This is a genomic window from Streptomyces sp. NPDC041191, assembly GCF_055591945.1.
Window position 1 is genome coordinate 15,826 of sequence record NZ_JBVIZC010000008.1, and the last position, 21,921, is coordinate 37,746.

Consider the following 21,921-nt stretch of genomic DNA (forward strand, 5'->3'; position numbering starts at 1 on the left):
CGACCGGCTCCGGACCGGCCGCTCCCGGGCCCACCGGCTCCGGGAACCGGACCCGCCTCCCCTCCGGGTCCCGACGACGAGCCCCTTACTCCTCCCCCTCCTTCTCCTCCTCCGGAACCGCCTCGTTCAGCTCGAACCAGATCGCCTTGCCCTCGCCCCGCGGATCGACGCCCCACGCGTGCGCCAGCATCTCCATCAGGAGCAGGCCGCGCCCGCTCGACGCCATCTCGCCCGGCCGGCGCCGGTGGGGCGGTTCGTCGCTCGTGTCGGAGACCTCCACGCGCAGGCAGCGGGAATCCTCGCCGCAGGAGACCTCCGCGACCAGGAGCGCGTCGCCGTCCGTGTGGACCAGGACGTTGGTGACCATCTCGGAGACCATCAGGACCGCCGAGTCGACCTGGTCCCCGTCCGTCCAGTCGTGCAGCAGCTGCCGCACCTGCTCCCGCGCCTCCGCGATCCGTTCCGGCTCCGCCTGGGCGATCGTCATCAGGGCGCGGCGCGGGGGCTCCCGTACGGTGACGGCGGGGCGGCGGGAGAGCAGCAGGAGGGCGATGTCGTCCTCGCGCCGGTCCGCGAGCGGGCCCGTGGTGTGGTGCGAACCGGGACCGTGGACGGCCTCCACGAGGGTGTCGGCGAGGGTCTCCAGGTCCTCGCCGTCGTGGGACTCCAGGATCTTCCTGACCCGTTCCCAGCCGCTGTCCAGATCGTGCCCGCCGGTCTCCAGGAGGCCGTCGGTGCAGACCATCAGGATCTCGCCCGGGTCCAGGGTCACCCGGGTGGTGGGGTAGTCCGTGTCGGGAACGATGCCGAGCGGCAGACCGCCGGCCGTCGGCTTGAGCAGAACCGTTCCGTCGTTCATCCGCACCGCCGGATCGGGATGCCCCGCCCGCGCGATCTCCACCGCCCCCGTCTCCAGATCGACCTCCAGGTACAGACAGGTCGCGAAGCGCGGGCCGCCCTCCCCGCCCCCGTCCTCCCCGCCCGTGATCCCGTACAGGAAGCGCGAGGCGCGCGAGAGGACCGCGTCCGGCCGGTGGCCCTCCGAGGCGTACGCGCGCAGGGCGATCCGCAGCTGCCCCATCAGGCCCGCCGCCCGCACGTCGTGCCCCTGGACGTCCCCGATGACCAGGGCGATCCGTCCCGTACCGGCCCCGTCCGCGCGGGAGCTGCCGCCGGGCAGCCGGATCATGTCGTACCAGTCGCCGCCCACCTGGAGCCCGCCGCCGGTCGGCACGTACCGCCCGGCGACCCGGACGCCGGGCACCCCCGGGCCCAGGACCGGCATCATCGTCCGCTGGAGGCCGAGCGTCAGCTCGCGCTCCGACTCGGCCACGCCCGCCCGCGCGAGGGCCTGCGCCAGCATCCGCGCCACCGTCGTGAGCACCGAGCGCTCGTCGGGCGTGAAGGCCACCGGGTGCTTGAAGGCGGCCATCCAGGCCCCCATCGTGCGCCCGGAGACCACCAGCGGCAGGAAGGCCCAGGAGCGGCGCCCGAAGCGCCGGGCGAGCGGCCACGTCGCGGGGTAGCGGCTCCGGTAGTCCTCCGGGGCCGGCAGGTAGATCGCCCGGCCCGTGCGCACCACCTCCGCCGCCGGGTAGTCGGTGTCCAGCGACATCGAGGTGAAGGGCTCCTCGTCGCCCTGCCGCTGCCCGTGGTGCCCGGTGATCGTCAGCCGGTCGCCCGCGACCCCGAAGACGGCGAGCCCGTCCGGGGAGAAGCCGGGCATGGAGAGCGAGGCGGCCACCCGCAGGACCTCGGCCGTCGACCGCGCCTCCGCCAGCGCCCGGCCGGCGTCGAGGAGGAACGCCTCCCGGGAGCGGCGCCAGTCGCCCGTGACCGGGGTGCGGGCGGCGGTGCCCGGCGACTGCTCCGCGACCTCCTGGAGCGTGCCGACGAGCTGGTAGCCGTTCCCCTCGACCAGCGGCTTGGAACGGCTCCGCACGGTACGGATCACCTGGCCGTGCTCGTCCATCACCCGCATCCGGGCCTCCGCGAGGGTGCCCTCGGCGACGGCGAGCCCCACCACGCCGTCGATCTCGTTCCAGTCGACGGGGTGGAACCGGGAGCGTACGGCCGCCTCGGTGAGCCGCGCGGGCTCGGCGGGCAGCCCGAGCAGCCGGGCCGCCTCGGCGTCGAGCGAGACGGTCCCGGACGCGTTGTCCCAGCGCCACAGACCGGTCGCGATCGCGGCCAGGACGTCCTCGGTGCGCATTGCCCCACTTTATGAAGAGGTGACCACGGGCCGCCACCGCCGGTATTCGAAAAGCGATCATGGCCCGGCCGGTACGCTGGAAACCTTGACGCTGTCCTTGAAGCCGTCAAGGTTTCCACCGAATCCCGAAGACTGGATGAACGACGATGCATCGGTACAGGTCCCACACCTGCGGCGAGCTCCGCGCCTCTGACGTCGGCACCGACGTCCGGCTGAGCGGCTGGCTGCACAATCGGCGCGACCTGGGCGGCATCCTCTTCATCGATCTGCGCGACCACTACGGCATCACCCAGCTCGTCGCCCGCCCCGGCACCGCCGCGTACGACGCGCTCGACAAGCTGACCAAGGAGTCGGTCGTCCGGGTCGACGGCAAGGTCGTCTCGCGCGGCGCGGAGAACGTCAACGCCGAGCTGCCCACCGGCGAGGTCGAGGTCGAGGTCGCGGAGGTCGAGGTCCTCGGCGCCGCCCAGCAGATCCCCTTCACCATCAACGCCGACGACGGCGTCAACGAGGAGCGGCGCCTGGAGTACCGCTTCCTCGACCTGCGCCGCGAGCGCATGCACCGCAACATCATGCTGCGCTCGGCGGTCATCGCGTCGATCCGCTCCAAGATGGTGGCCCTCGGCTTCAACGAGATGGCGACCCCGATCCTCACCGCGACCTCCCCCGAGGGCGCCCGTGACTTCGTCGTCCCGTCCCGCCTGAACCCGGGCAAGTTCTACGCGCTGCCGCAGGCCCCGCAGCAGTTCAAGCAGCTCCTGATGATCTCCGGCTTCGACCGGTACTTCCAGATCGCGCCCTGCTTCCGCGACGAGGACGCCCGCGCCGACCGCTCGCCGGGCGAGTTCTACCAGCTCGACGTCGAGATGAGCTTCGTCGAGCAGGAGGACGTCTTCCAGCCGATCGAGAAGCTCATGACCGAGCTGTTCGAGGAGTTCGGCGGCGGCCGCCACGTCACCTCGCCGTTCCCGCGCATCCCGTTCCGCGAGTCGATGCTGAAGTACGGCAACGACAAGCCCGACCTGCGCACCTCCCTGGAGCTCGTCGACCTCACCGACGTCTTCGCGGACTCCGGCTTCAAGGCGTTCGCGGGCAAGCACGTCCGCGCCCTGGCCGTCCCGGACACCGGCGACCAGCCGCGCAAGTTCTTCGACTCCCTCGGCGACTACGCCGTCTCCCTCGGCGCCAAGGGCCTGGCCTGGGTCCGCGTCGGCGAGGGCAACGCCCTGACCGGCCCCATCGCCAAGTTCCTCACCGAGGACGACGTCGCGGTCCTCACCGAGCGCCTGGGCCTGAAGCCCGGCCACGCCGTCTTCTTCGGCGCCGGCGAGTTCGACGAGGTCTCCAGGATCATGGGCCCGGTCCGGGTCGAGGCCGCCAAGCGCGCCGGCCAGTTCGAGGAGAACGTCTTCCGCTTCGCGTGGATCGTGGACTTCCCGATGTACGAGAAGGACGAGGAGACCGGGAAGATCGACTTCTCGCACAACCCGTTCTCGATGCCGCAGGGCGGCCTGGAGGCCCTGGAGACCCAGGACCCGCTGGACGTCCTCGGCTGGCAGTACGACATCGTCTGCAACGGCATCGAGCTGTCCTCGGGCGCGATCCGGAACCACGAGCCCGAGATCATGTTCAAGGCGTTCGAGATCGCGGGCTACTCGAAGGAGACCGTCGAGACCGAGTTCGCGGGCATGCTCCGCGCCTTCCAGTTCGGCGCCCCGCCGCACGGCGGCATCGCCCCGGGCGTGGACCGCATCGTCATGCTCCTCGCGGACGAGCCCAACATCCGCGAGACCATCGCCTTCCCGCTCAACGGCAACGCCCAGGACCTCATGATGGGCGCCCCCACGGAGCTGGAGGAGGCCCGCCTGCGCGAACTGAACATCCAGCTGCGCAAGCCGGTCGAGAAGCCGTCCGCGAAGACGGAGGACCGCCCGGTGACGGACGCGGTCCACCCGGACGCGGCGCGGTAGCACCACCCGCTCGTGCCAAGGGCCCGGAACCTCGGACAGGTTCCGGGCCCTTGGCGCGTTCCGGTCGCCGCCGTCCGCCTCCCTTCTACCGAAGGTGCTGAACGACGATCCAGTAGTCGTATTCTTCTTCGGTCACGGCACAGACCACCTTTCCGTCCAGTGACATCGCAAGGAAATCCAGGCCCTCTTCGCCCCGAGCAAGCCGCGGGGCCAGTTCCGCGCCGGGAATCCACTTCACCACAGCCCAGCCGAAGGTGGACGAGCCGGGTCCAGAAATGCTCAGAAGGAAGAAGTTCTCATCGTCGAACAGTCCGTTTTGAGTGGCCTGGAGGTACCACTGCCGGTCGACCTCCCGGAGGGCTTCCGGTCGGTTCAAGGGGACCTTTGCGACAGGCTGGACCTCCCAATTGGACACGCTCTGCATCGCCTCGCGGACAGAGGGAGCATCGACGGGCGCGGGATCACCCGAGATTCTCAGTCCGGTGACGGTCATACGGTTCAACCAGGCATCCCTCGTTGGCTCAGTCATGGGTGAGAGGTTCATTGTTTGTAGAAAAGATGGTGGTCTCCCTCTAGTTTGTTGATCTTTGCGTACCGTTCCATTTCCCTGTAATTGGCATTATCCCAACCGAAATTCACGAATGTGCGATCGGGATCACCCTTGGGTTTGCCTGCATGGAAGTGGGGTCCGGCCGGATCGCCCGTGTGTTCCACCACTACACGTGACCCCTGAGGTGTCTCATATTGCCGGAAGGTGCCCCAATGTGTATTCGTTGAAGAGTGCACGTACCCCGGACTATGCTTTCTTGTAATGTCAGGTCCAACCTCCCATTCGGCCCAGAACTCTGCCTCACCGGTTTTGATGCCCGCCAGTTCGTAGGCAGCTCGCCTGGCCTCCTCGCGGGTATCGAACGGGTTCGAGTGTTCACCTCTGGGCGGGCACGGCCCCAGACCCAGAGGGTCGCTCCACGTGTGTGGATTGTGGATGTAGGTCGCCGGATTGGGGGCGGGGGCGAGGCCCAAGGGGTCCGCAGAGAGGTAGCGAGCGGTATCCGGGTCGTAGTACCGGAAGTAGTTGTAGTGCAGCCCCGATTCCGGATCGAAGTACTGGCCCGGGAAGCGGAGCGGGGTGTACGCCGTGGCGTCGCGGTTCCAGGTCGTCGTGCCCCAGAGGGTGGAGCGGGTGCGCCAGGCCAGGGCGCCCGACTCGTCGACGAGTTCCGTCGGGGTGCCGATCAGGTCGGTGACGACGGCGAAGAAGCGCTCGTCGTCCGTGTCCGTACGGCGTTCTGTCTGGGTCAGGGGCCGCAGGCCCGCGTGGTCCCAGGTCAGGACCACGTTCTCGGTCGTCTGCTCGCAGAGGGTCGTGCCGTCCCACGTGAAGTGGACCGCCTCCGAAGCGGACCGCTTGGACACGCGGCGGCCCAACGGGTCGTACGCGTAGCTCCAGACCGTGCCGTCCGGCGTCGTCACCGACGTCAGCCGGTCCTCCGCATCCCACGCGTACTGCCAGGTGTCCGGCTTCCGGGACACGCGGGTTCTCCGGCGCAGGACGATCCGGCCCTGCCCGTCGTGCTCGTAGCGGACCGCCCCCGCGCGGGTGATCCGCGTGCCCTCGTACGCGCGCGGGCCCGTCGCCGAGTGCGCCGGGTGCCCCGACGGCCAGTCCGCCTCCGTCTGGTTGCCGGCCTCGTCGTACGCGTACCGCTCCGTCCACCGGTCCGCCCGCACCGCCGTGACCCGCCCCGCCCCGTCGAGGTCGAAGCGGCGCGTGCCCAAGAGCCCGTCCGTGACGGCGACCAGTCCGCCGTCCGGGCGGTAGTCGTACGCGCGGTGCCGGAGACGGCCGCCGTCCCGGGCCGACGTGACCTCCTGTGCCGTCAGCCGGCTCATCACGTCGTACGACGACGTCAGCGACACGAAGTCCGCGACCGAGCGCTCCACCTCGCGCCCCAGCACGTCGTAGGAAAAGGACAGTTCGCGCCCGGACGCCGTGAGGCTCGTCCTGCGCCCCGCCGCGTCGTACGCCCACGTGCTGACCGAACCACCCGGCGTCGTCCTCCCCACCCGCCGGCCCACCGCGTCGTACGCGTACGACAGCGTCCGACCGTTGACCGTCTCGGACACCAGCTGGCCGTAGCGGTCCCGCAGACATTCGAGGCGCGCGTCCGGGTTCGTCGCCACCGCCAGCTCGTCGAAGACGTCGTACTCGTACGTACTGACCGTCCCCTCGGCGTCCTTGCGGACGATACGGCCGAGCGGGTCACGCTCGAAGCGCACCCTCTGGCCGAGACCGTTCGTACGCGCCACCAGCCGGCCCGCCGCGTCGTACGCGTAGCTCAGCGTCCGGCCGTCGAAGTCCGTCTCGGACAGGGTCCGGCCCGCCGGGTCGTAGACGTAGTCCCAGGTCAGGCCCTGCGGGTTCGTCACCCGCGTCAGCCGCAGGCTCGTGTCGTGCGTGAACTCGTACCGTGTCCCGTCCGGGTCCGTACGGGAAGTCAGCAGGTCGAAGTCGGTGTACGTGAAGCGAGTCGTGCCGCCCGTCGCGTCCGTGTGGCTCAGGCAGTTGCCCTCGCCGTTGTACGTCCAGGACTCCACCGTCCCGTCGGGTGCGACGCGCCGGGACGGCAAGCCCTCGACCGTCCACTCCAGGCGCGTGACCGCGCCCAGGGGATCGGTGATCCGGACCGCCCGCCCGAAGGCGTCGTACGCGTACCGGGTCGTGGCCCCCAGTGGGTCGGTGACCTCGACGGGCAGGCCCCGGGCGTCCGGAACGAGCCGGGTGGTGGCGCCGAGCGGGTCCGTCACCGAGACGAGCCGGCCCGCTCCGTCGTACGCGAACTCCGTCCGGGCGCCCGAAGGTGCCGTCACCGACGTGCGGTTGCCGCGCTCGTCGAAGGTCTGGCGTACGGCGTTGCCGTCGGTGCCGACGATCCGTACCGGGAAGCCGTTCCCGTCGTACTCGGCCCGTGCCAGTCGTCCGTCCGGGCGTTCCACGGACGACGGGCGGCCCCGCTCGTCGTAGGTGGAACGGCTGATGTGCCCCAGCGGGTCCGTCCGGGACAGCAGGCGGCCCAGCCGGTCGTACCCGAAGCGGGTGACCGCGCCCAGGGGGTCGATCTCGGCGACGACCCTGGAGCGCCCGTCGACGACGAACCGCTTGGTGTGTCCGAGCCCGTCGGTGATGGACGTCGTCCTGAGACCGGTCTCGGGGCCGGTGCCGTCCCAGGCGAAGCGGGATTCGAGGCGGCCGTTGGCCCCGGTTTGGTAGGCGCAGCGGTCCTGCTCGTCGTAGACGTAGTCGAAGCGGCTGCCGTTGGTGTCGGTCCACGACGTGATGCGGCCGTGTTCGTCGCAGCCGAAGCGCAGGGGCCGTCCGGAGGAGTTGACGACCTCGGTGAGGTGCCCGTCGGTGTAGCCGTAGCGCAGGATCTCCTGGTCGGAGCCGTCCGGTGCCGCGCCCGCGAGGTGGAGGGCGGTCACGCGGCCCGCATCCGTGGTCAGCTTCAGGTGGTAACCGCCGTGGTGGACGATCGACTCCGGGGCGCCCGTCTCGTCGTACTCGAAGGTGATCCGGTTCCCGTTGCGGTCGTCGATCTGGACCAGGAGGGCGAGCCCGTCGCCGTGGTCGGCGAAGTGCCGGACCGTGCCGGTGTCGGGATCGGTGATCGTGTAGCCGTCCCCGGCCCGGTCCAGCGGCCACCGCCGCCCGTGCGTGGGTACGACCGGGACCCCGGGGGCCGGGTGCGGGTAGGCGAGGAGGCTGCCCTCGTCGCAGCTGAAGACGACGCCCTCCGCGTCGATCTCCAGACGCTGGTCCAGCGTCGACGACCACGTGGGGCCGAACCAGCGGCCGGAGCGGTGCGAGGAATCGAAGACGCGCCGGAAGACCAGCGGCAGCGAGCCGGGCAGGGCGATGTCCGTCTGCGGCAGCAGGACGCGGCCGGACGCCATGTCCACCGGGTCGCCGTCGCACACGTTCTCACGGCACTTGTTGCTCCGGTTGTCCGGGTTCTTCTCGTGGTCTCCGCGGCCGCCACCCGGTTTCCTCGGCTCGGGGAGGTGTTTCGCACCGTTCAGCCCGAGCCGTGCCCCGCCGCGCGCCAGCCCCGTTCCCTTCGTCCCGATCAGCTCCGGCACCAGACGGCCGAGGAACTCCGAGGGGTCGCCCTTCGCCGAGTCCCAGGCGTTCTTCAACGCCCGGTCCGGGTTCGCCGCAGAGGAGACCAGGCCGGCGAGCGTCATGTGGACGCCCTTGTAGTACTCCGCCGGGTGGGTCAGGTTGTACGGGTCCGTCGGGTTCACCGAGCGGACGAAGTTGACCAGGCCGGCCCCGCCCTTGATGACGCCGCCGCCGAAGTGCGCCAGTTCGATGCCCTGCCCCAGGAAGTGGTCCGTCAGCTCCAGCTTGACCCGGTCGCGGCCGGAGGGCTCCTTCGGCGCGTGGGCGAGCGCGGCGCGGACCGCCGCCTTCGCGGTCTCCCCGGCCTCGTCGCGCACCCTGCGCGCGTCGTCCAGGATCTCCCGGGCACGCCGCCGCTTGGCCTCGCCGGGGTCGGGGCAGGGCCCGGGGTCGGGGAGCGGGCTGTCTCCGCCGAGGGCCGCCCTGTACGCCTCGGTCTTCTTCCGGTGGCTGTTCTCGGCCTCCTCGGATTCCTTGTCGCCCTCCTTGTACAGAGCGATCGCCTCACGGGCCTTCCCCTGGGCACTGACGACCGTTCCGGCGTACGTCTCCAGCGCCTTGGCCGCGTTCTCCATCGCGTCCGCCGCACGGAGCCACTCGGTCGGCAGGGGCTGGAACTTCTTCCGGAACGCGTCGGCGGCCTCGCCCCTCCAGTGGCTGGCGTCCAGCTTCTTCATCCCGTCGCCGACCAGGTCGAACGCGCGCTGGAAGTCCCGCAGGTTCTTCACCGTCGCGGCGATCTTCTCCGGCTTGCCGTGGACGAGTTCGTCCGCCTCCTCGGTCTGCCCGAGCTGCTTCTCCCCGACGTGCGCGCCGAGTGAGGAAGCGGTCTCGTCGCCCCAGTCCTCGACCTTTTCCGCCCAGTCGTGCGCGCCCGCCCCGTCCAGGAGCCGACCGGTCTGGCCGGTCGCGAAGTCGACGCCCTTGCCGGCGAGCTCCTTGCCCTTGTCGATGCCGTCGCCGAACTTGTCGACGCCCTTGTCGAGCAGTTCCCCCCAGTCCGGCATCAGCGGTTCTCCCCCCACCGCGGTTGTTCGGCCTGCTCGACCGTCGCCCGGTCCGGGCCGAGGTCCTCCTTGAGCCGTTCGTCCACGCTGTCACGCTCCGCCGGCTCGATCAGCCCGGAACGCTCCATCGAGTCCAGCTGGGCGTCCATCACGTCGTAGCCCGTGTTCTTCCAGGTCTGTTCGATCTCGTCACGGGCCCCGACGAACGAGCCCGGACTCCAGTCCGCGTCGTCCCACGTGTGCTGGTCGCGCACGGTCTCCCAGCGCATCTTCTTGACGTCGTCCTCGGACAGGTGCGGGTTGCCGTTGAGCGCGTTCACCCCGATCTTGAACGAGTCCTTGACGTACTGCTCCTGCTCCGCGAACGAGCCCGCGGACAGGCCGACCCCCTGGGCGAAGGCGTTGCCCCGCATGGTCAGCGCGCGTACGCCCCACTCCCACCGTTCGCAGAAGGTCCCGAACTCCGAGGCCAGGCCATCGTGGCCCAGCTCCAACCCCGAGAGGGCGAGGTCGGAGAAGCCCCGGCCCGCCGACGCCTCACCGATCATGCCGAGCTCCTTCAGCTCGGTGTGCGCCAGGTCGATGCCCTTCGAGATCGCCGCCAGCGCCTCCGCCGACGCCGCGAGTTCGGGTTCGTTGCCACTCATCGCGTCCCCGTATCCGTACGCGCGCCCGTGTCCGGGAGCGTGGCGGTCTCCGTCCCGGCTTCTCCGAGGTCCACCGCCACCTCGTCCGGGACGATCCCCGCCACCGGCGGGAAGAGCATCCCGTCCGCGCTGCCCGCGTCCAGCGCGACCCCGCCCGGCCCGGGCAGCATCGGCACCATCACGTCGAGCAGCCGCGCGCCCAGGACCGTCCGGTACGCCCACTCGCGCTCCGCGTCCCCGCGCGCCGCCGCGAACCGGGTCAGCGCCTCCTCGTCCGAGAAGGCGCAGATCCACCGGACCCCGTTGACATCGGCGGTCCACAGGCTCTCCCGCTCGTCGAGCGGCACCAGGACGGCAGTACGCCGGAACTCCCCCAGCAAACGCGCAAACTCACGGCGAGCCTTCGCGATCGCGGCGTCCGGCCCCCTCTGTTCCGCAGGGGCCGACGCCGGCACGACCGGCATCGGCGTCGCGGGCGGAACCGTAAGGTGAGCCAGCTCCGTCAGCCTCGAAACCCGCCGAGGCTTCGGCATGTCGTCCCCGTTGTCCTCCACGCCCGCATGCTGTCACGCGTCCCTTCACACGAGCAACGAACAAAGGAGTGATCTCGTCACGTCGGCGACCGGTGATGCCCCGCCCCTTCGGGTCCTGGTCCCGGCGGAGAGACCGCCGCGCTGCACACCGCCGACGGCGAGGGCCCGTAGCCGATTCCACGGCTATCGGGGAGCAGGAAGGGTTCGTAGTCGCGGAAAGGAAGGACGGACGGAGCCGGATCAGGAGGGGCGGACGCGCCGTGGTGGGGTGGGGGAGGCCGGTGCTCCGGCGGTCGTCCGCCCGCCGGGACTACTTCTCCGTGAAGACCTCTTCGGCCGAGGCGGCCGTGACGGCGCGGGCCAGCCAGCCGCGCAGCGTCTCGGGGTCGTCGCAGCCGGTGACGCGGGCGCGTACCTCGTCGGACACGTCGAGGCCGCGCTGCTCCAGGACCAGCAGTATGGCGTCGGCAGCCGCCTGGGCGCGTCCTTCGGCCTTGCCCTCGGCCTTGCCCTCGGCCCGGCCTTCGTCCCGGATCTCTTCGGCGAGGTACGACGTGTAGAAGGAGAGGTCCACGGCCACCAGAGTCCTCCAGAGGTCCTGGGCCGGGCGCTTGCTCAGCCCTTGTGCGGTGAATTCGATGATCGGGTCGGCGACGTTCTCGGGAACGTCCCGCAGTGCGGTGGACAGTGCCTTCAGTATGGCACCGATGTCCGGATCGCCCGCGTGCGTGACGGCCGACAGGGTGGCCAGTGCCAGGTCCTCGGCGGCTTTGGCCGGGTCGGTGATGACGGGCATGTTGTGCGGGCCCACGACGATCGGCCGGATTTCGAGGGTGGGCATGTAGGCGGGGCCGCCGGCGACCGGCCGGGCAGCCCATTCCGCCGTGGCCCGGTCCTGGCAGACCACCAGCAGGACGGTGGGCAGCCCGTACTTCGTCCACAGGTAGGAGACGTAGTACGCCCAGCTCGCCGGCTTGGTCGGGTCCTTCCTGCCCTGCGCCTCGATGGCGAGGAGGAGGGAGCCGTCCTGGGCGCTGTCGAGCCGCAGGAGGGTGTCGACGCGGCGCTCGACCGGCCGTGTCTCGGTGAGGTCGTTGGGCAGGACGACCGCCTCGACGGCGTCCGGGAGGGGAAGTCCCAGCACGTCCTTCAGACGGCTGAAGAGGTGGAGGTCGTGCCGGAAGATGTGGTGCATCGCTTCGTGCGGTGGGTTGACCACGGGGTTCCTAGGGGTGTGGGGCCGGAGCCGGTCGGGTGCGGCAGGCGCCGCAGGTTCCGGGTTCGGGGGCGCGGTGGGCGCGGTCGCAGACGTCGCAGTTCTGGAGGGGGTGTCTGGGGGCCTCCGGGCGCCCGGGGGCGAACGGCGGCAGGGGTGGCAGCCGGGCCGTCAGGCGGTGGGCCAGGAGGGCGGCCGGGCGGCGCAGGGGTTCCGGGGGCAGGGCGGTGGTCAGGGCGCGGTGGACGTCCTCGGGGGTGAGGTCCCGCTCCAGCCAGGCGGCGACGCCCGGGAGGAGGTGTTCGGCGTCCGTGGCGGAGATCAGGAGCCGGGGGTCGGTGCGGCGGAGGCCCGAGAGGACCCCGAGGGCGGTCCGGAGCAGGTCGGGGGCGGCGTACACCGGCTGCGGCACGGCGGGCAGGGCGGTGCGGCGCGGTTTCCCGTCCTCGCGGTGGGCGGGATGCCGGAGGGCCTGGGCGTCCTCGCGGTGGGTGGAGTGCCGAGGGGCCGGGGTGCCCTCGCGGTGGGCGGGGTGCCGGGTCTCGGGCGCGTCCTCCCGGGGAGCGGGCCCCCGCTGGGGTTCCGGCGCGGTCCGCCGCTGGGCGGAGGGCCGGGGCTTCGGCTTCGCCGGGGTGCGGGTCCGGCCCGGCCGGTTGCAGAACACCGTGCGGGTGACGATGTGTCCTTCCCGCGTGCGTTCCCGGGTCCGGCGCAGGTAGCCGTGGACCTCCAGCTCGCGCAGGGCGCCGGCGATCCGGGTGGCCCCCTCCGGGAAGCGCGCGGCGAGGTCCTTGATGCCGACGGGGGTGCCGTCGGGGAGCGACTGGATGTGCACGCCGAGTCCGATGGCGACCAACGACAGGGCGCCGTGCTGGGCGAGGTGATTGCCGATCACCGTGAAGCGGGTGGTGTGGCGGACGCTCTCGTGGATGACGCCACCGCGGCACGCGGCGGACTTCTTCCAGCCGTTGCGGGACGGAGCGCACGTGGGCGCGCTAATCTCCTGAGTACCCATCGGGAAGCTTGTACCTTCCTTGGTGGTCAGGCCCTCGCCTTTGGGACTCCACTCCCGGCGAGGGCCGACGCATGTCTGAGGCCGGCTGTCATATGCCGGACGCGCTGAGCGTAGATCAGGCAACCCCTCCCAAAGCCAGCGCTGTTGGCGCTTTTCACCCGCGCGAGTGAGTGAGTTTCCGTGTGCGTGCGCGGGGCCCGGCGTGCGGGAGGAGGGGTGGGGTTCGGTGGGGTTCCTTTCTCTCCCGTTGTTCCTTGAGGGGACCGCCCGCCCCGCCGGAACCCGCTTTCCCGGGACCCGGTGGCCGGGCCGTACGCGCAGGTCAGGGATGGGGGAGAGTGAGTTCGGCCCATACGGTCTTCTGCGGTACGGGGCCGGGGGCGACGCCCCACCGGTCGGCCAGCGCCTCGACCAGGAGCAGCCCGCGCCCGCCGACCCCGTCCGGCGAGGGCGGCCGGAGGCGGGGCGGGGCGTCGGCCCGGGTGTCCGTCACCTCGACCCGGAGCATCCCGGCCGAAAGCCGGATCACGAGACGGAAGTCCCGTCCCCCGACCCGGCCGTGGGTGACCGCGTTCGCCGCGAGTTCGGCGACGACCTGTGTGGTGTTCTCGGCCATGCCGTACGGCAGTTCGAGGTCCCGCAACCACTCGGCGGCGAGCAGCCGGGCGAGCCGGGCGCCGCGCGGCGTGGACGACAGCAGGAGGCCGAAGTCGCGGGCGGGGGAGGGGGCTTGGGTGGTGTTCTTCTGGTTCACGTCACCGAGCGTGGCCGCCCCTGGCTACCGTGAACAGTCACTCCACCGGTACGTAGGGTGACTGTCCGGAGCTTGTCCACCGCTGTCCGGACCTGTCCGAACCGCGTCACGGGTGGAAGCGGGCGCAGTTGGACGGGAGCAGGCGGAGGAGAGCGACATGGCGGCGAGGGAAGTCACCTGGGAGGTCGATCAGGACGATGAGCGGGGGATCGCAGTCGTCAAAGCCGTGGGGCGGCAGCTGAGGTTGCGGCGTCAGGCGGTGGGGGTACGGGCCGCCGAGTTCGCCCGTGCGGTCGGTTACGGCGAGGACATGATCTACAAGATCGAGGGCGGGAAGCGGATTCCCCGTCCCGAGTTCCTGGACAAGGCCGACGAGGTGCTGGGGGCGAACGGGCTCGTCTCGGCGATGAAGGAGGACGTGGCCAAGGTCGGCTACCCGAAGAGGGAGCGGGCCTTGGCGAAGCTGGAGGCCCGGGCGGTGGAGATGCAGCTCTACGACCCGCTCAACGTGCACGGCCTGCTCCAGACACCCGAGTACGCGCGCGGCCTGTTCCTGATGCGGCGCCCGGTGTATACGCAGGACGAGGTGGAGCACTACACGGCGGCGCGTGTGGCACGCAAAGCGGTGTTCGAACGTGATCCCGCGCCCGAGATCAGTTTCGTCCTGGAGGAATGCACGCTCCGCCGTCCACTGGGCGGCCGGTCCGTCTTGCGGCGCCAGATCGAACACCTTCTGGAAGTGGCCGAGTTGCGCCACGTCGAAATCCAGGTGATGCCACTGGGCCAGGTGGAACACGTGGGCCTGTCGCTGGTCGAAGTGATGAAGTTCGAGGACGGTACGGCGATCGGGCGGTCGTCCGACGTGTCCGGCGGAAGGCCGATGACCGACCTGCGGCGGCTCCGTCTCCTGGAGCTGCGCTACGGCATTCTCCGGACTCAGGCACTCACTCCCGGGGCGACCGTCGACGCCCTGTACCGATTGCTGAAAGAGACGTGATGCCCAGCGCGTCTCCGCCCGGTCGTGGAAGGCCCCGGCTCGCGGTCGGGCCCGGCGCGTGGGCCGGGTTCGTGGCGTACGCGGCCGGCGTCTGAAGAAATTTCCCGGGGACGGTCACACTTCCCCTCCGGGCTCCGTCAGTGAGGTGTCCGCCCCGGCCGGGGCGGGCGCCGGGGACAACGAAGGAGCCCGCCATGTCCACCACCGCCACCGTCGTCACCGCCGTCGCCGCGTTCATGGCCGGGTTCTCCGGGGTCGCGGTCCTCGTGAGGGCCGGGTTCGTCGTCGGGCCGCTCGCCGCGTACGGGGTGCCCCGGAGCTGGTGGAACCCGCTCGGGGCCGCCAAGCTCGCCGGGGCCGTGGGCCTGCTCGTCGGGTACGCCGTACCGGTCGTCGGGGTCCTGGCCGCGATCGGGCTCGTCCTGTACTTCGCCGGGGCCGTGGTCACGGTCCTGCGGGCCCGCGCGTACGGCTACGTGCCCTTCCCGCTGGTCTACATGGCGCCCGCCGCGGCCGTCCTCGCCCTGGTGTGAGGCGCGTGCGCACGGCGAAGGCCGCCGCCCCGTGCGTACGGGTGCGGCGGCCTTCGTCCACGGACGCGGAGGCGTCAGTCCTTCTTCGGGTCCTCCAGGCGCGGGAACAGCACCGCGCCCTTCGTCACCGTCGCGCCCGCCGGGAGCTGCCCCCACGTGGCGGAGGACCGCACCGGCTGGTCGGCCAGGGCGCCCAGGGACGCCTCGGCGCCCAGGGAGTCCCAGAGGGCCTGGGACGTCTCCGGCATGATCGGGTTGAGCAGGACCGCGACCGCGCGCAGGGACTCGGCGGCCGTGTAGAGGATCGTGGCGAGGCGGGCGCGGCCCTCCTCCGACTCGTCCTTGGCGACCTTCCACGGCTCCTGCTCCGTGATGTAGCCGTTGACCTGCTTCACGAAGTCGAAGATCGCCAGGATGCCGGCCTGGAAGTCCAGTTCCTCGCCGATCTTCGCGTCGGCCGTCGCGACGGCCTTCGCCAGGCCGTCGTGGACGGCCTTCTCCGCGTCGCCGTCGGCCGCCGACGCCGGCAGCGCGCCGCCGAAGTACTTGCCGACCATGGCCGCCACGCGGGACGCCAGGTTGCCGTAGTCGTTCGCCAGCTCGCTCGTGTACCGGGCGGTGAAGTCCTCCCACGAGAACGAGCCGTCCTGGCCGAAGGCGATCGCCCGCAGGAAGTACCAGCGGTACGCGTCCACGCCGAAGTGCGAGGTCAGGTCCTGCGGCTTGATGCCGGTCAGGTTCGACTTCGACATCTTCTCGCCGCCGACCATCAGCCAGCCGTTGGCCGCGATCCGGCCGGGGACCGGCAGGCCCTGCGCCATCAGCATCGCCGGCCAGATCACCGCGTGGAACCGCAGGATGTCCTTGCCGATGAGGTGCACGTCCGCCGGGAAGGTCGCGTCGAACTTCGCCTGGTCGGCGCCGTAGCCGACGGCCGTCGCGTAGTTCAGGAGCGCGTCGATCCACACGTAGATGACGTGCTTCTCGTCCCACGGCACCGGGACGCCCCAGTCGAACGTCGAGCGCGAGATGGAGAGGTCCTCAAGGCCCTGCCGGACGAAGTTCACGACCTCGTTGCGGGCCGACTCGGGCTGGATGAAGCCCGGGTTCGCCTCGTAGAACTCCAGGAGCTTCGGGCCGTACGCGCTCAGCTTGAAGAAGTAGTTCTCCTCCTTGAGGATCTCCACCGGCTTCTTGTGGACGGGGCACAGCTTCGTGCCGTCCTCCGCCTCGATCAGGTCGCCGGGGAGCTTGTACTCCTCGCAGCCCACGCAGTACGGGCCCTCGTAGCCGCCCTTGTAGATCTCGTCCTTGTCGTACAGGTCCTGCACGAACTCCTGGACGCGGTCGGTGTGACGCTTCTGCGTGGTGCGGATGAAGTCGTCGTTCGCGATGTTCAGGTGCTCCCAGAGGGGCTTCCACGCCTCCTCCACGAGCTTGTCGCACCATGCCTGGGGCGTCACGTCGTTCGCCTCGGCCGTGCGCATGATCTTCTGACCGTGCTCGTCCGTGCCGGTGAGGTACCACACCTTCTCGCCGCGCTGACGGTGCCAGCGCGTGAGCACGTCGCCTGCGACGGTCGTGTAGGCGTGGCCCAGGTGAGGAGCGTCGTTGACGTAGTAGATGGGGGTCGTGACGTAGAACGCCTTCGTCCCCCGCTTCTCGGTTCCAGTGGCCGCCATGGCCGAAATCCTAACGGCCCCGTGAAGATCCACTCACATCCTTAAACCGGCACCGGGCCGGGGGACGGGGGCCGGGGCCGGGCGTGGGGGAAGGGAGCCGGGAGCCGGGGCCGGGCGCGGGGGAAGGGAGCCGGGGGCCGGGTCCGGGCGCCGGGACGGCCCGGGGAAGATGGAGGACATGCGCGTACTGGTGGCGGAGGACGAGCGGGTCCTCGCGGGGCTCGTCGCCACCGGCCTGCGGCGGGCCGGTTTCGCCGTCGACACCGTCCACGACGGCGAGGACGCCCTGGAACGGCTCGGCCTGTACGCGTACGACGTCCTCGTCCTCGACCGCGACCTGCCCCGCGTCCACGGCGACGAGGTCGCCCGGCGGCTCGTCGCGGACGGCTCCCGCACCCGCATCCTGATGCTGACCGCCGCCACCGCCGTCGAGGACCGCGTGGAGGGGCTCGACCTGGGCGCCGACGACTACCTCGGCAAGCCCTTCGAGTTCCCCGAGCTGGTCTCCCGGGTCCGCGCCCTGCGCCGCCGCTCCGCCCGCCCCCTGCCGCCGCTCCTCGAACGGGGCGGGCTGCGGCTGGACACCGTCCGGCGGACCGCCACCCGCGACGGGCGCGACCTCGGCCTCTCCCGAAGGAGTTCTCCGTGCTCCAGATCCTCCTGGAGGCCGACGGCGCGGTCGTCTCCGCCGAGGAACTGCTCGAACGCGCCTGGGACGCCCACGCCGACCCCTTCACCGGAGCCGTGCGCGTCTGCATGAGCAAGCTGCGGGCCAAGCTGGGGGAGCCCCCGCTGATCGGCACCGTCCAGGGCGTGGGATACCGGCTGTGAGCCCGTCCGGCGGCTCCCCGGGTGCTCCCGGCGACCGGGAGGACCACTCCGGTCCCGGCGTCCGGGACCCCTACCTCGGCTCCGGGTCCACCATCAGGACCCGGATCGCCCTCGTCTACGGCGGCGCCTTCCTCGTCCTCGGCGCCGTCCTCCTCCTCGTCGTCAACCTGCTCGTCCTCGCGGGGACCGCCTGGGCGACCGACGCGATCGTCTCCCGCGCGGACGGCGCCGGCGGGGTGGAGGCGTACCGGCTCGGCGACGACATCGGCCGGGCGGCGGCCGAACAGATGCTCATGTGGTCCTGCCTGGCCCTGCTCGTCACGGCCTGCTGTGCCGTCGTCGTCGGGTGGTGGACCGCCGGGCGCGTCCTGCGGCCCGTGCACGAGATGACCGCCCGCGCCCGCCGCCTCTCCGAGCGGAACCTGCACCAGCGGCTCGCGGTGCGCGGGCCCGACGACGAGCTGAAGGAGCTGGGCGACACGATCGACGCGCTGCTCGGACGCCTGGAGACGGCCTTCGACAGCCAGCGCCGTTTCATCGCCAACGCCTCCCACGAGCTGCGCACCCCGCTCGCCACGCAGCGCGCCGCCCTCCAGGTCGGCCCGGACGGGGACGACGACGTGCGGCGGATCCTCCTCGACACCAACCGGCACAGCGAACGCCTGCTCGACGGCCTGCTCCTCCTCGCCCGCGGCGAGCGGGGCCTCGCGGAGAAGGAGGACGTCCCCCTGGCCGAGGTCGTCGCGGAGGAGTGCGAGAACGTCGTGGTGGAGGACGGGAGCGGCGTCGTCCGGGGGAGCCGGGTGCTGCTCGGGCAGCTCGTGCGGAACCTCGTCGCGAACGCGGTCGCGTACAACGTCCCCGGCGGCACGGTCGGCGTACGGGTGGACAGGGGCGTCCTGACCGTCGTCAACACCGGTCCCGTGATTCCCCCGGACGAGGTCGAAGCCCTCTTCGAACCCTTCCGGCGGGGTGAGGGACGGGACCGGATGGGGCCCGGCGCCGGGCTCGGGCTCTCCATCGTCCGGTCGATCGCCGTCGCCCACGGGGGGAGCGCGACGGCGACCGCCCGGAGCGCGGCCGAGGGCGGCGGGCTCGTGGTGACGGTGAGCCTGCCGGTCAGCACCTGACCCGGACGGCCACCGTCACCACGACGGGCTCGGCTCAGGTCAAGATCTCGACGCCCTGGCGAGCGGCTTTCTTTGCTCCGTTCATGCCTGACCCTTCCGCGTCATGTTGAGGGCCTTTCGATAGAGCTCAGGAACGCGGTATCGCTCAGCCTTGTCGCGAGGTCCGGAGACTTCCTCCAGCAGCCCCACATCTCGGGCGAGCCTGACGAGGTCAGGCGAAGTTTCCTCCAGCTGCTCCGCGGCGAAAGGCGTAGAGCTGATTTCCCGAAGGCGCTTGAACACCGGCGCGAGTTCCGGGAATTCGTCCTTCTCGAGGGCGTCCAAGGCTGGGACGCTGACCTTGTCAAGTGATTCGACCAAAGCTCGAGGTCGAATGATGGAGCGTGAGTAGCGATTGCCCGCTTCGAATCCCCTCTCCAACTCGACGGCGGCCGTCATCAACTGAGCCAGAGCCCTCGGCGCGTGATCGCCGTTCGCATCGGCCAACCGAGACCAGACCCAGTTGTCCGTGTATGCGGTGCGCCCACCGGAGATGCGTTCGCTTGCGAGGATCACCCATGCGTTGCGGACGAAGTCCTCTGGCCAGTACTCGACTTCAGTTTTCTCCAGATGGAAGTTCGCCTTGTTCAGACGGGCCGTCACCAGTTTTCGAAACTCCTCCGAACGCCATGCCTGCTTGATGGCAATGCGCAGGTAGTCTGTCTTGTTCGACCAGCTCAGACGGGCGGCTCGGGCGCTGAGATGAGACTTGTTCGGCATACTCACCTCGCGCCAAATGTCCTCACGCAGAAGCACCTTGAACTTCAGCTTTTTCATCTGTGGGCCGAGTGTTCCGATGGCGGTGAGGAGCCCCGCCACACCGTCGTTTCGACGCCTCCGGTTGTCGGCGGTGTTGCCGAACCCGGTGTCGAGAGCGTCGAAGAGCAAGGTGTGACTCGTACCGAGGGAGCTGTCGATGTCCAAGAGCCACTGGTCCACCAGAAGTGGAGCCTGTGGATTCGAGAGCAGATCCTTCAAATCTTTGAGGAGGTCTGTCTTGAGGTATCTTCCGTCTCCCTGTGCCGGCCCGACAGAGGAGGGGGCCCAATCAGGCAGAGGAATGCTCTTCAGGTGCTGGCGAAGAGCGAGGCAGATGAGGGCCGGCCACCCCTGGCGCCACTCCAGCCCTCTTTCCTGGAGCTCCCTTTCCATCAAGGCGTAGACGTTTGCGTCTGGAGTCCAGCTTCGATGGGTGTCGAGCCCCGGTGGGCTGGTGACGACCACAGACGTCGATTCGCCAGCCAGTTTACGGAAGAGCGCTGTTTTTCCTGTTCCCTTGCGTCCGATCACAAGCATGGTGTTCGGCGCGAGCGCGCGATCTACATCTGCAGTGCTCAGGAAAGTGTTCTGCAGCTCCTCGATCTCTTGGTTCTCGGCGGTCTCTCCGGCGAATTGGAGCGAAGCCAGCACCTCGGCCTTGGTGGGCTCCGGAGCTGAGTCCTCCGGTGCCCCGAGTGCATTTTTTGGCTCTACGAGTCCGGTGATCCAATCGGCCACCACGGTGAAGTCGTCCGAACTCTGGACGCGCATCACAGAGTCTGAGGCAGCCAGGTTCTCCTGGTAGCCGATGACTTGGACGACCTCTTCGAGTGCTTCGAAGGCCGGCCCTCCCGCACTGTTTCGTGCTACGGAAAGCCACTCTGTGATCCAGTCCTGGGCGCGTTCGGAGTAGAGCTCGCGTACTTCCGGAGTGGCCGGGACCGGCGAGGCGATGAAACGGACCTCTGGGGTGCAGGGGTTCTCTTCGGTCGACCGACGAGATTTCGCGGCGAGCAAGGCGCGGGTGAGTGCTCGGGTTCCGGCTTTTGCTTGAGGGTGCGGGTAGAAGGCCACCACGTTGATATCGGAAACGTCGAACAAGAGAGGGGCGGCCAGAGGGCTGATTCCGGTCCGGGAATCAATGAGGACAACATCCGGTCGTTCGGCGAAGTCGGACACTGCCTCCACCAGTAGGCGAAGAGGATTGATTTCGTCTTCTCCGTACCAGGCGGAGGGGTCGAGATGGGACAGTAGCCGAGCGTACTCCGCTCCCGGGCGTCCGGCCGGAAGCAGGAAAAGGCTGACGTCCTCGGCAACTCGAATTACATGCTCGTCGAGAGCGCCGATTTCACCGCTCATCTCCGCGGCTGCCAGCAGAGGCACCACGCCCATGTTCTCCGTGACGCTTTCTTCCACGTCGAACAGTGACGCCAGACCGGGAGCCTCAAGGTCCATGTCGATGCAGAGCACGGTAAGACCCTGCCCTGAGATGATCCGCGCGGCATGGGCCAGCGAAGTGGACCGTCCGACACCACCTCGCAGCGAGTAGAAGGTCGAGACCACAGGGGATGAGAGAGTGCCGTAGTTTTCCGAAGGGAAGCGGACGGTGATCTCTTCTGCCCGCCCGCTTGCCAGAGCCTCCGGCCACAGCGGCAACTCGGCTTGCACAGGCGAGTCGCCCAGCTCGCCCAGGTCCATGAACTCCGCCTCGTCGGGGGTCCACAGCTCGTACCGGACGAAGTCCGTGTCCGGCGCCAGACTCTGGACTCTCTCACGACGTGCTCGTGGCGTCAGACCGACGAATTGTTCCGATACCGCTGCGACCCTCATGCCGCTGAAGGGGTCGGCGGAAACACGAACATGCTCCCCCAGCACGCTCTTGAGCTTCGCTCCTACGAGGTTGATGTCGTCATCCGGCTGTGTCATGACGTTTTCCTCCTGCGCGCTCCAGCGCCCCGCGTTCGATGGCGACGTCGCAACTGCATTGTGCACCAGCTCACAAAGCGTTTGGCCGCCTCGATTTCGTCCTCGATCTTGACATCTTCTGGCAGAGCCGTCTGGTAGCGCAGACCGACGTCGCGATCCATAAGGAATTCCCGAACCTCTTTGGCCAGTACCGCAGGGCTGAACCCCGCCTGGACCATGAGCGCCAGAATGTCATGGCCACGTGGTGCAGGGCGCCCTTGTGCCGCGCACAGGGCCTTGGCGAAGCACTCGGCGGTGAATCCCAGGTAGTACAGGCATGCAAGATGGCGGCCGGCACGGTGCAGCTCCATCGCATCCGCCCTGCGCTCCAGGGCTACGTCCTCCCAGTCCTGAGATGTGCGCGGATCCTCGTACAAGCCGATACCCCCCATTTGGTGCCGTCCACCACCACTCTAGGGCGGCGGTGGGAGTCGCGGGCAGGCCATAG

Annotated in this window: 15 protein-coding genes and 1 pseudogene; 5 read left to right on the top strand and 11 right to left on the bottom strand. The window is 69.8% G+C overall.

Annotated features, from left to right (window positions below; all coding sequences use genetic code 11):
- Positions 1 to 85: 85 nt before the first annotated feature.
- Positions 86 to 2,212 carry an ATP-binding SpoIIE family protein phosphatase gene (locus ACZ6AQ_RS16940; RefSeq protein ID WP_468760483.1) on the bottom strand — a complete coding sequence of 709 codons (2,127 nt, stop codon included), beginning with the start codon at positions 2,210 to 2,212 and terminating at the stop codon, positions 86 to 88.
- 146 nt (positions 2,213 to 2,358) lie between these two features.
- Between ACZ6AQ_RS16940 and aspS the strand changes: the two genes are divergently transcribed.
- Positions 2,359 to 4,182 (top strand): aspartate--tRNA ligase, encoded by a 1,824-nt coding sequence (gene aspS, locus ACZ6AQ_RS16945; protein WP_468760484.1) that lies wholly within the window; start codon positions 2,359 to 2,361, stop codon positions 4,180 to 4,182.
- 85 nt (positions 4,183 to 4,267) lie between these two features.
- Here the strand turns inward: aspS and ACZ6AQ_RS16950 are convergent, their stop codons facing one another.
- From ACZ6AQ_RS16950 to ACZ6AQ_RS16980, 7 genes are all read right to left on the bottom strand, one after another.
- Positions 4,268 to 4,711 (bottom strand): hypothetical protein, encoded by a 444-nt coding sequence (locus tag ACZ6AQ_RS16950; protein ID WP_468760485.1) that lies wholly within the window; start codon positions 4,709 to 4,711, stop codon positions 4,268 to 4,270.
- Between the two features lie 11 nt (positions 4,712 to 4,722).
- On the bottom strand, positions 4,723 to 9,372 hold the full coding sequence (locus ACZ6AQ_RS16955; protein WP_468760486.1) for a putative T7SS-secreted protein: 4,650 nt from the start codon (positions 9,370 to 9,372) through the stop codon (positions 4,723 to 4,725).
- Complete coding sequence (locus tag ACZ6AQ_RS16960; protein ID WP_468760487.1) at positions 9,372 to 10,019, bottom strand: hypothetical protein; 648 nt, start codon at positions 10,017 to 10,019, stop codon at positions 9,372 to 9,374. Before ACZ6AQ_RS16960 ends, ACZ6AQ_RS16955 begins: the two co-directional genes overlap by 1 nt.
- On the bottom strand, positions 10,016 to 10,483 hold the full coding sequence (locus ACZ6AQ_RS16965; RefSeq protein ID WP_468760488.1) for an SseB family protein: 468 nt from the start codon (positions 10,481 to 10,483) through the stop codon (positions 10,016 to 10,018). Before ACZ6AQ_RS16965 ends, ACZ6AQ_RS16960 begins: the two co-directional genes overlap by 4 nt.
- Before the next feature lie 379 nt (positions 10,484 to 10,862).
- Entirely contained in the window at positions 10,863 to 11,771 is a 909-nt protein-coding gene (locus ACZ6AQ_RS16970; protein ID WP_468760489.1) for an RpnC/YadD family protein, read from the bottom strand.
- Between the two features lie 7 nt (positions 11,772 to 11,778).
- On the bottom strand, positions 11,779 to 12,783 hold the full coding sequence (locus ACZ6AQ_RS16975) for a helix-turn-helix domain-containing protein (protein WP_468760490.1): 1,005 nt from the start codon (positions 12,781 to 12,783) through the stop codon (positions 11,779 to 11,781).
- A 322-nt stretch (positions 12,784 to 13,105) separates the two neighbouring features.
- On the bottom strand, positions 13,106 to 13,537 hold the full coding sequence (locus ACZ6AQ_RS16980; RefSeq protein ID WP_468760491.1) for an ATP-binding protein: 432 nt from the start codon (positions 13,535 to 13,537) through the stop codon (positions 13,106 to 13,108).
- A gap of 157 nt (positions 13,538 to 13,694) precedes the next feature.
- Here ACZ6AQ_RS16980 and ACZ6AQ_RS16985 point away from each other — a divergent pair, with 157 nt between their 5' ends.
- Positions 13,695 to 14,534 carry a helix-turn-helix domain-containing protein gene (locus ACZ6AQ_RS16985; protein WP_468760492.1) on the top strand — a complete coding sequence of 280 codons (840 nt, stop codon included), beginning with the start codon at positions 13,695 to 13,697 and terminating at the stop codon, positions 14,532 to 14,534.
- 194 nt (positions 14,535 to 14,728) lie between these two features.
- Positions 14,729 to 15,067 carry a DoxX family protein gene (locus tag ACZ6AQ_RS16990; protein ID WP_468760493.1) on the top strand — a complete coding sequence of 113 codons (339 nt, stop codon included), beginning with the start codon at positions 14,729 to 14,731 and terminating at the stop codon, positions 15,065 to 15,067.
- Positions 15,068 to 15,141: 74 nt separating this feature from the next.
- Here the strand turns inward: ACZ6AQ_RS16990 and metG are convergent, their stop codons facing one another.
- Positions 15,142 to 16,749, bottom strand: coding sequence for a methionine--tRNA ligase (gene metG / locus ACZ6AQ_RS16995; RefSeq protein WP_468760494.1), 1,608 nt, complete (start codon positions 16,747 to 16,749; stop codon positions 15,142 to 15,144).
- Positions 16,750 to 16,927: 178 nt separating this feature from the next.
- Here metG and ACZ6AQ_RS17000 point away from each other — a divergent pair.
- Positions 16,928 to 17,580: pseudogene (locus ACZ6AQ_RS17000) on the top strand (response regulator transcription factor).
- 92 nt (positions 17,581 to 17,672) lie between these two features.
- Positions 17,673 to 18,710, top strand: a complete 1,038-nt coding sequence (locus tag ACZ6AQ_RS17005; protein ID WP_468760725.1) for a sensor histidine kinase — start codon at positions 17,673 to 17,675, stop codon at positions 18,708 to 18,710.
- Between the two features lie 81 nt (positions 18,711 to 18,791).
- On the opposite strand, the gene ACZ6AQ_RS17010 is transcribed toward ACZ6AQ_RS17005, so the two are convergent.
- Both ACZ6AQ_RS17010 and ACZ6AQ_RS17015 read right to left on the bottom strand, forming a co-directional pair.
- Positions 18,792 to 21,434 (bottom strand): P-loop ATPase, Sll1717 family, encoded by a 2,643-nt coding sequence (locus ACZ6AQ_RS17010; RefSeq protein ID WP_468760495.1) that lies wholly within the window; start codon positions 21,432 to 21,434, stop codon positions 18,792 to 18,794.
- Positions 21,431 to 21,865, bottom strand: a complete 435-nt coding sequence (locus tag ACZ6AQ_RS17015; protein ID WP_468760496.1) for a HEPN domain-containing protein — start codon at positions 21,863 to 21,865, stop codon at positions 21,431 to 21,433. Before ACZ6AQ_RS17015 ends, ACZ6AQ_RS17010 begins: the two co-directional genes overlap by 4 nt.
- Positions 21,866 to 21,921: the final 56 nt, after the last annotated feature.

What these genes read in the sequence shown, in the direction of transcription:
- ACZ6AQ_RS16985 (WP_468760492.1), top strand. Translation starts at nt 13,695, where the DNA reads ATGGCGGCGAGGGAAGTCACCTGGGAGGTCGATCAGGACGATGAGCGG.
- aspS (WP_468760484.1), top strand. Translation starts at nt 2,359, where the DNA reads ATGCATCGGTACAGGTCCCACACCTGCGGCGAGCTCCGCGCCTCTGAC.
- ACZ6AQ_RS16975 (WP_468760490.1), bottom strand. Translation starts at nt 12,783, where the DNA reads ATGGGTACTCAGGAGATTAGCGCGCCCACGTGCGCTCCGTCCCGCAAC.
- metG (WP_468760494.1), bottom strand. Translation starts at nt 16,749, where the DNA reads ATGGCGGCCACTGGAACCGAGAAGCGGGGGACGAAGGCGTTCTACGTC.
- ACZ6AQ_RS16955 (WP_468760486.1), bottom strand. Translation starts at nt 9,372, where the DNA reads ATGCCGGACTGGGGGGAACTGCTCGACAAGGGCGTCGACAAGTTCGGC.
- ACZ6AQ_RS16940 (WP_468760483.1), bottom strand. Translation starts at nt 2,212, where the DNA reads ATGCGCACCGAGGACGTCCTGGCCGCGATCGCGACCGGTCTGTGGCGC.
- ACZ6AQ_RS16950 (WP_468760485.1), bottom strand. Translation starts at nt 4,711, where the DNA reads ATGACTGAGCCAACGAGGGATGCCTGGTTGAACCGTATGACCGTCACC.
- ACZ6AQ_RS17010 (WP_468760495.1), bottom strand. Translation starts at nt 21,434, where the DNA reads ATGACACAGCCGGATGACGACATCAACCTCGTAGGAGCGAAGCTCAAG.
- ACZ6AQ_RS16990 (WP_468760493.1), top strand. Translation starts at nt 14,729, where the DNA reads ATGTCCACCACCGCCACCGTCGTCACCGCCGTCGCCGCGTTCATGGCC.
- ACZ6AQ_RS17015 (WP_468760496.1), bottom strand. Translation starts at nt 21,865, where the DNA reads ATGGGGGGTATCGGCTTGTACGAGGATCCGCGCACATCTCAGGACTGG.
- ACZ6AQ_RS16960 (WP_468760487.1), bottom strand. Translation starts at nt 10,019, where the DNA reads ATGAGTGGCAACGAACCCGAACTCGCGGCGTCGGCGGAGGCGCTGGCG.
- ACZ6AQ_RS16965 (WP_468760488.1), bottom strand. Translation starts at nt 10,483, where the DNA reads ATGCCGGTCGTGCCGGCGTCGGCCCCTGCGGAACAGAGGGGGCCGGAC.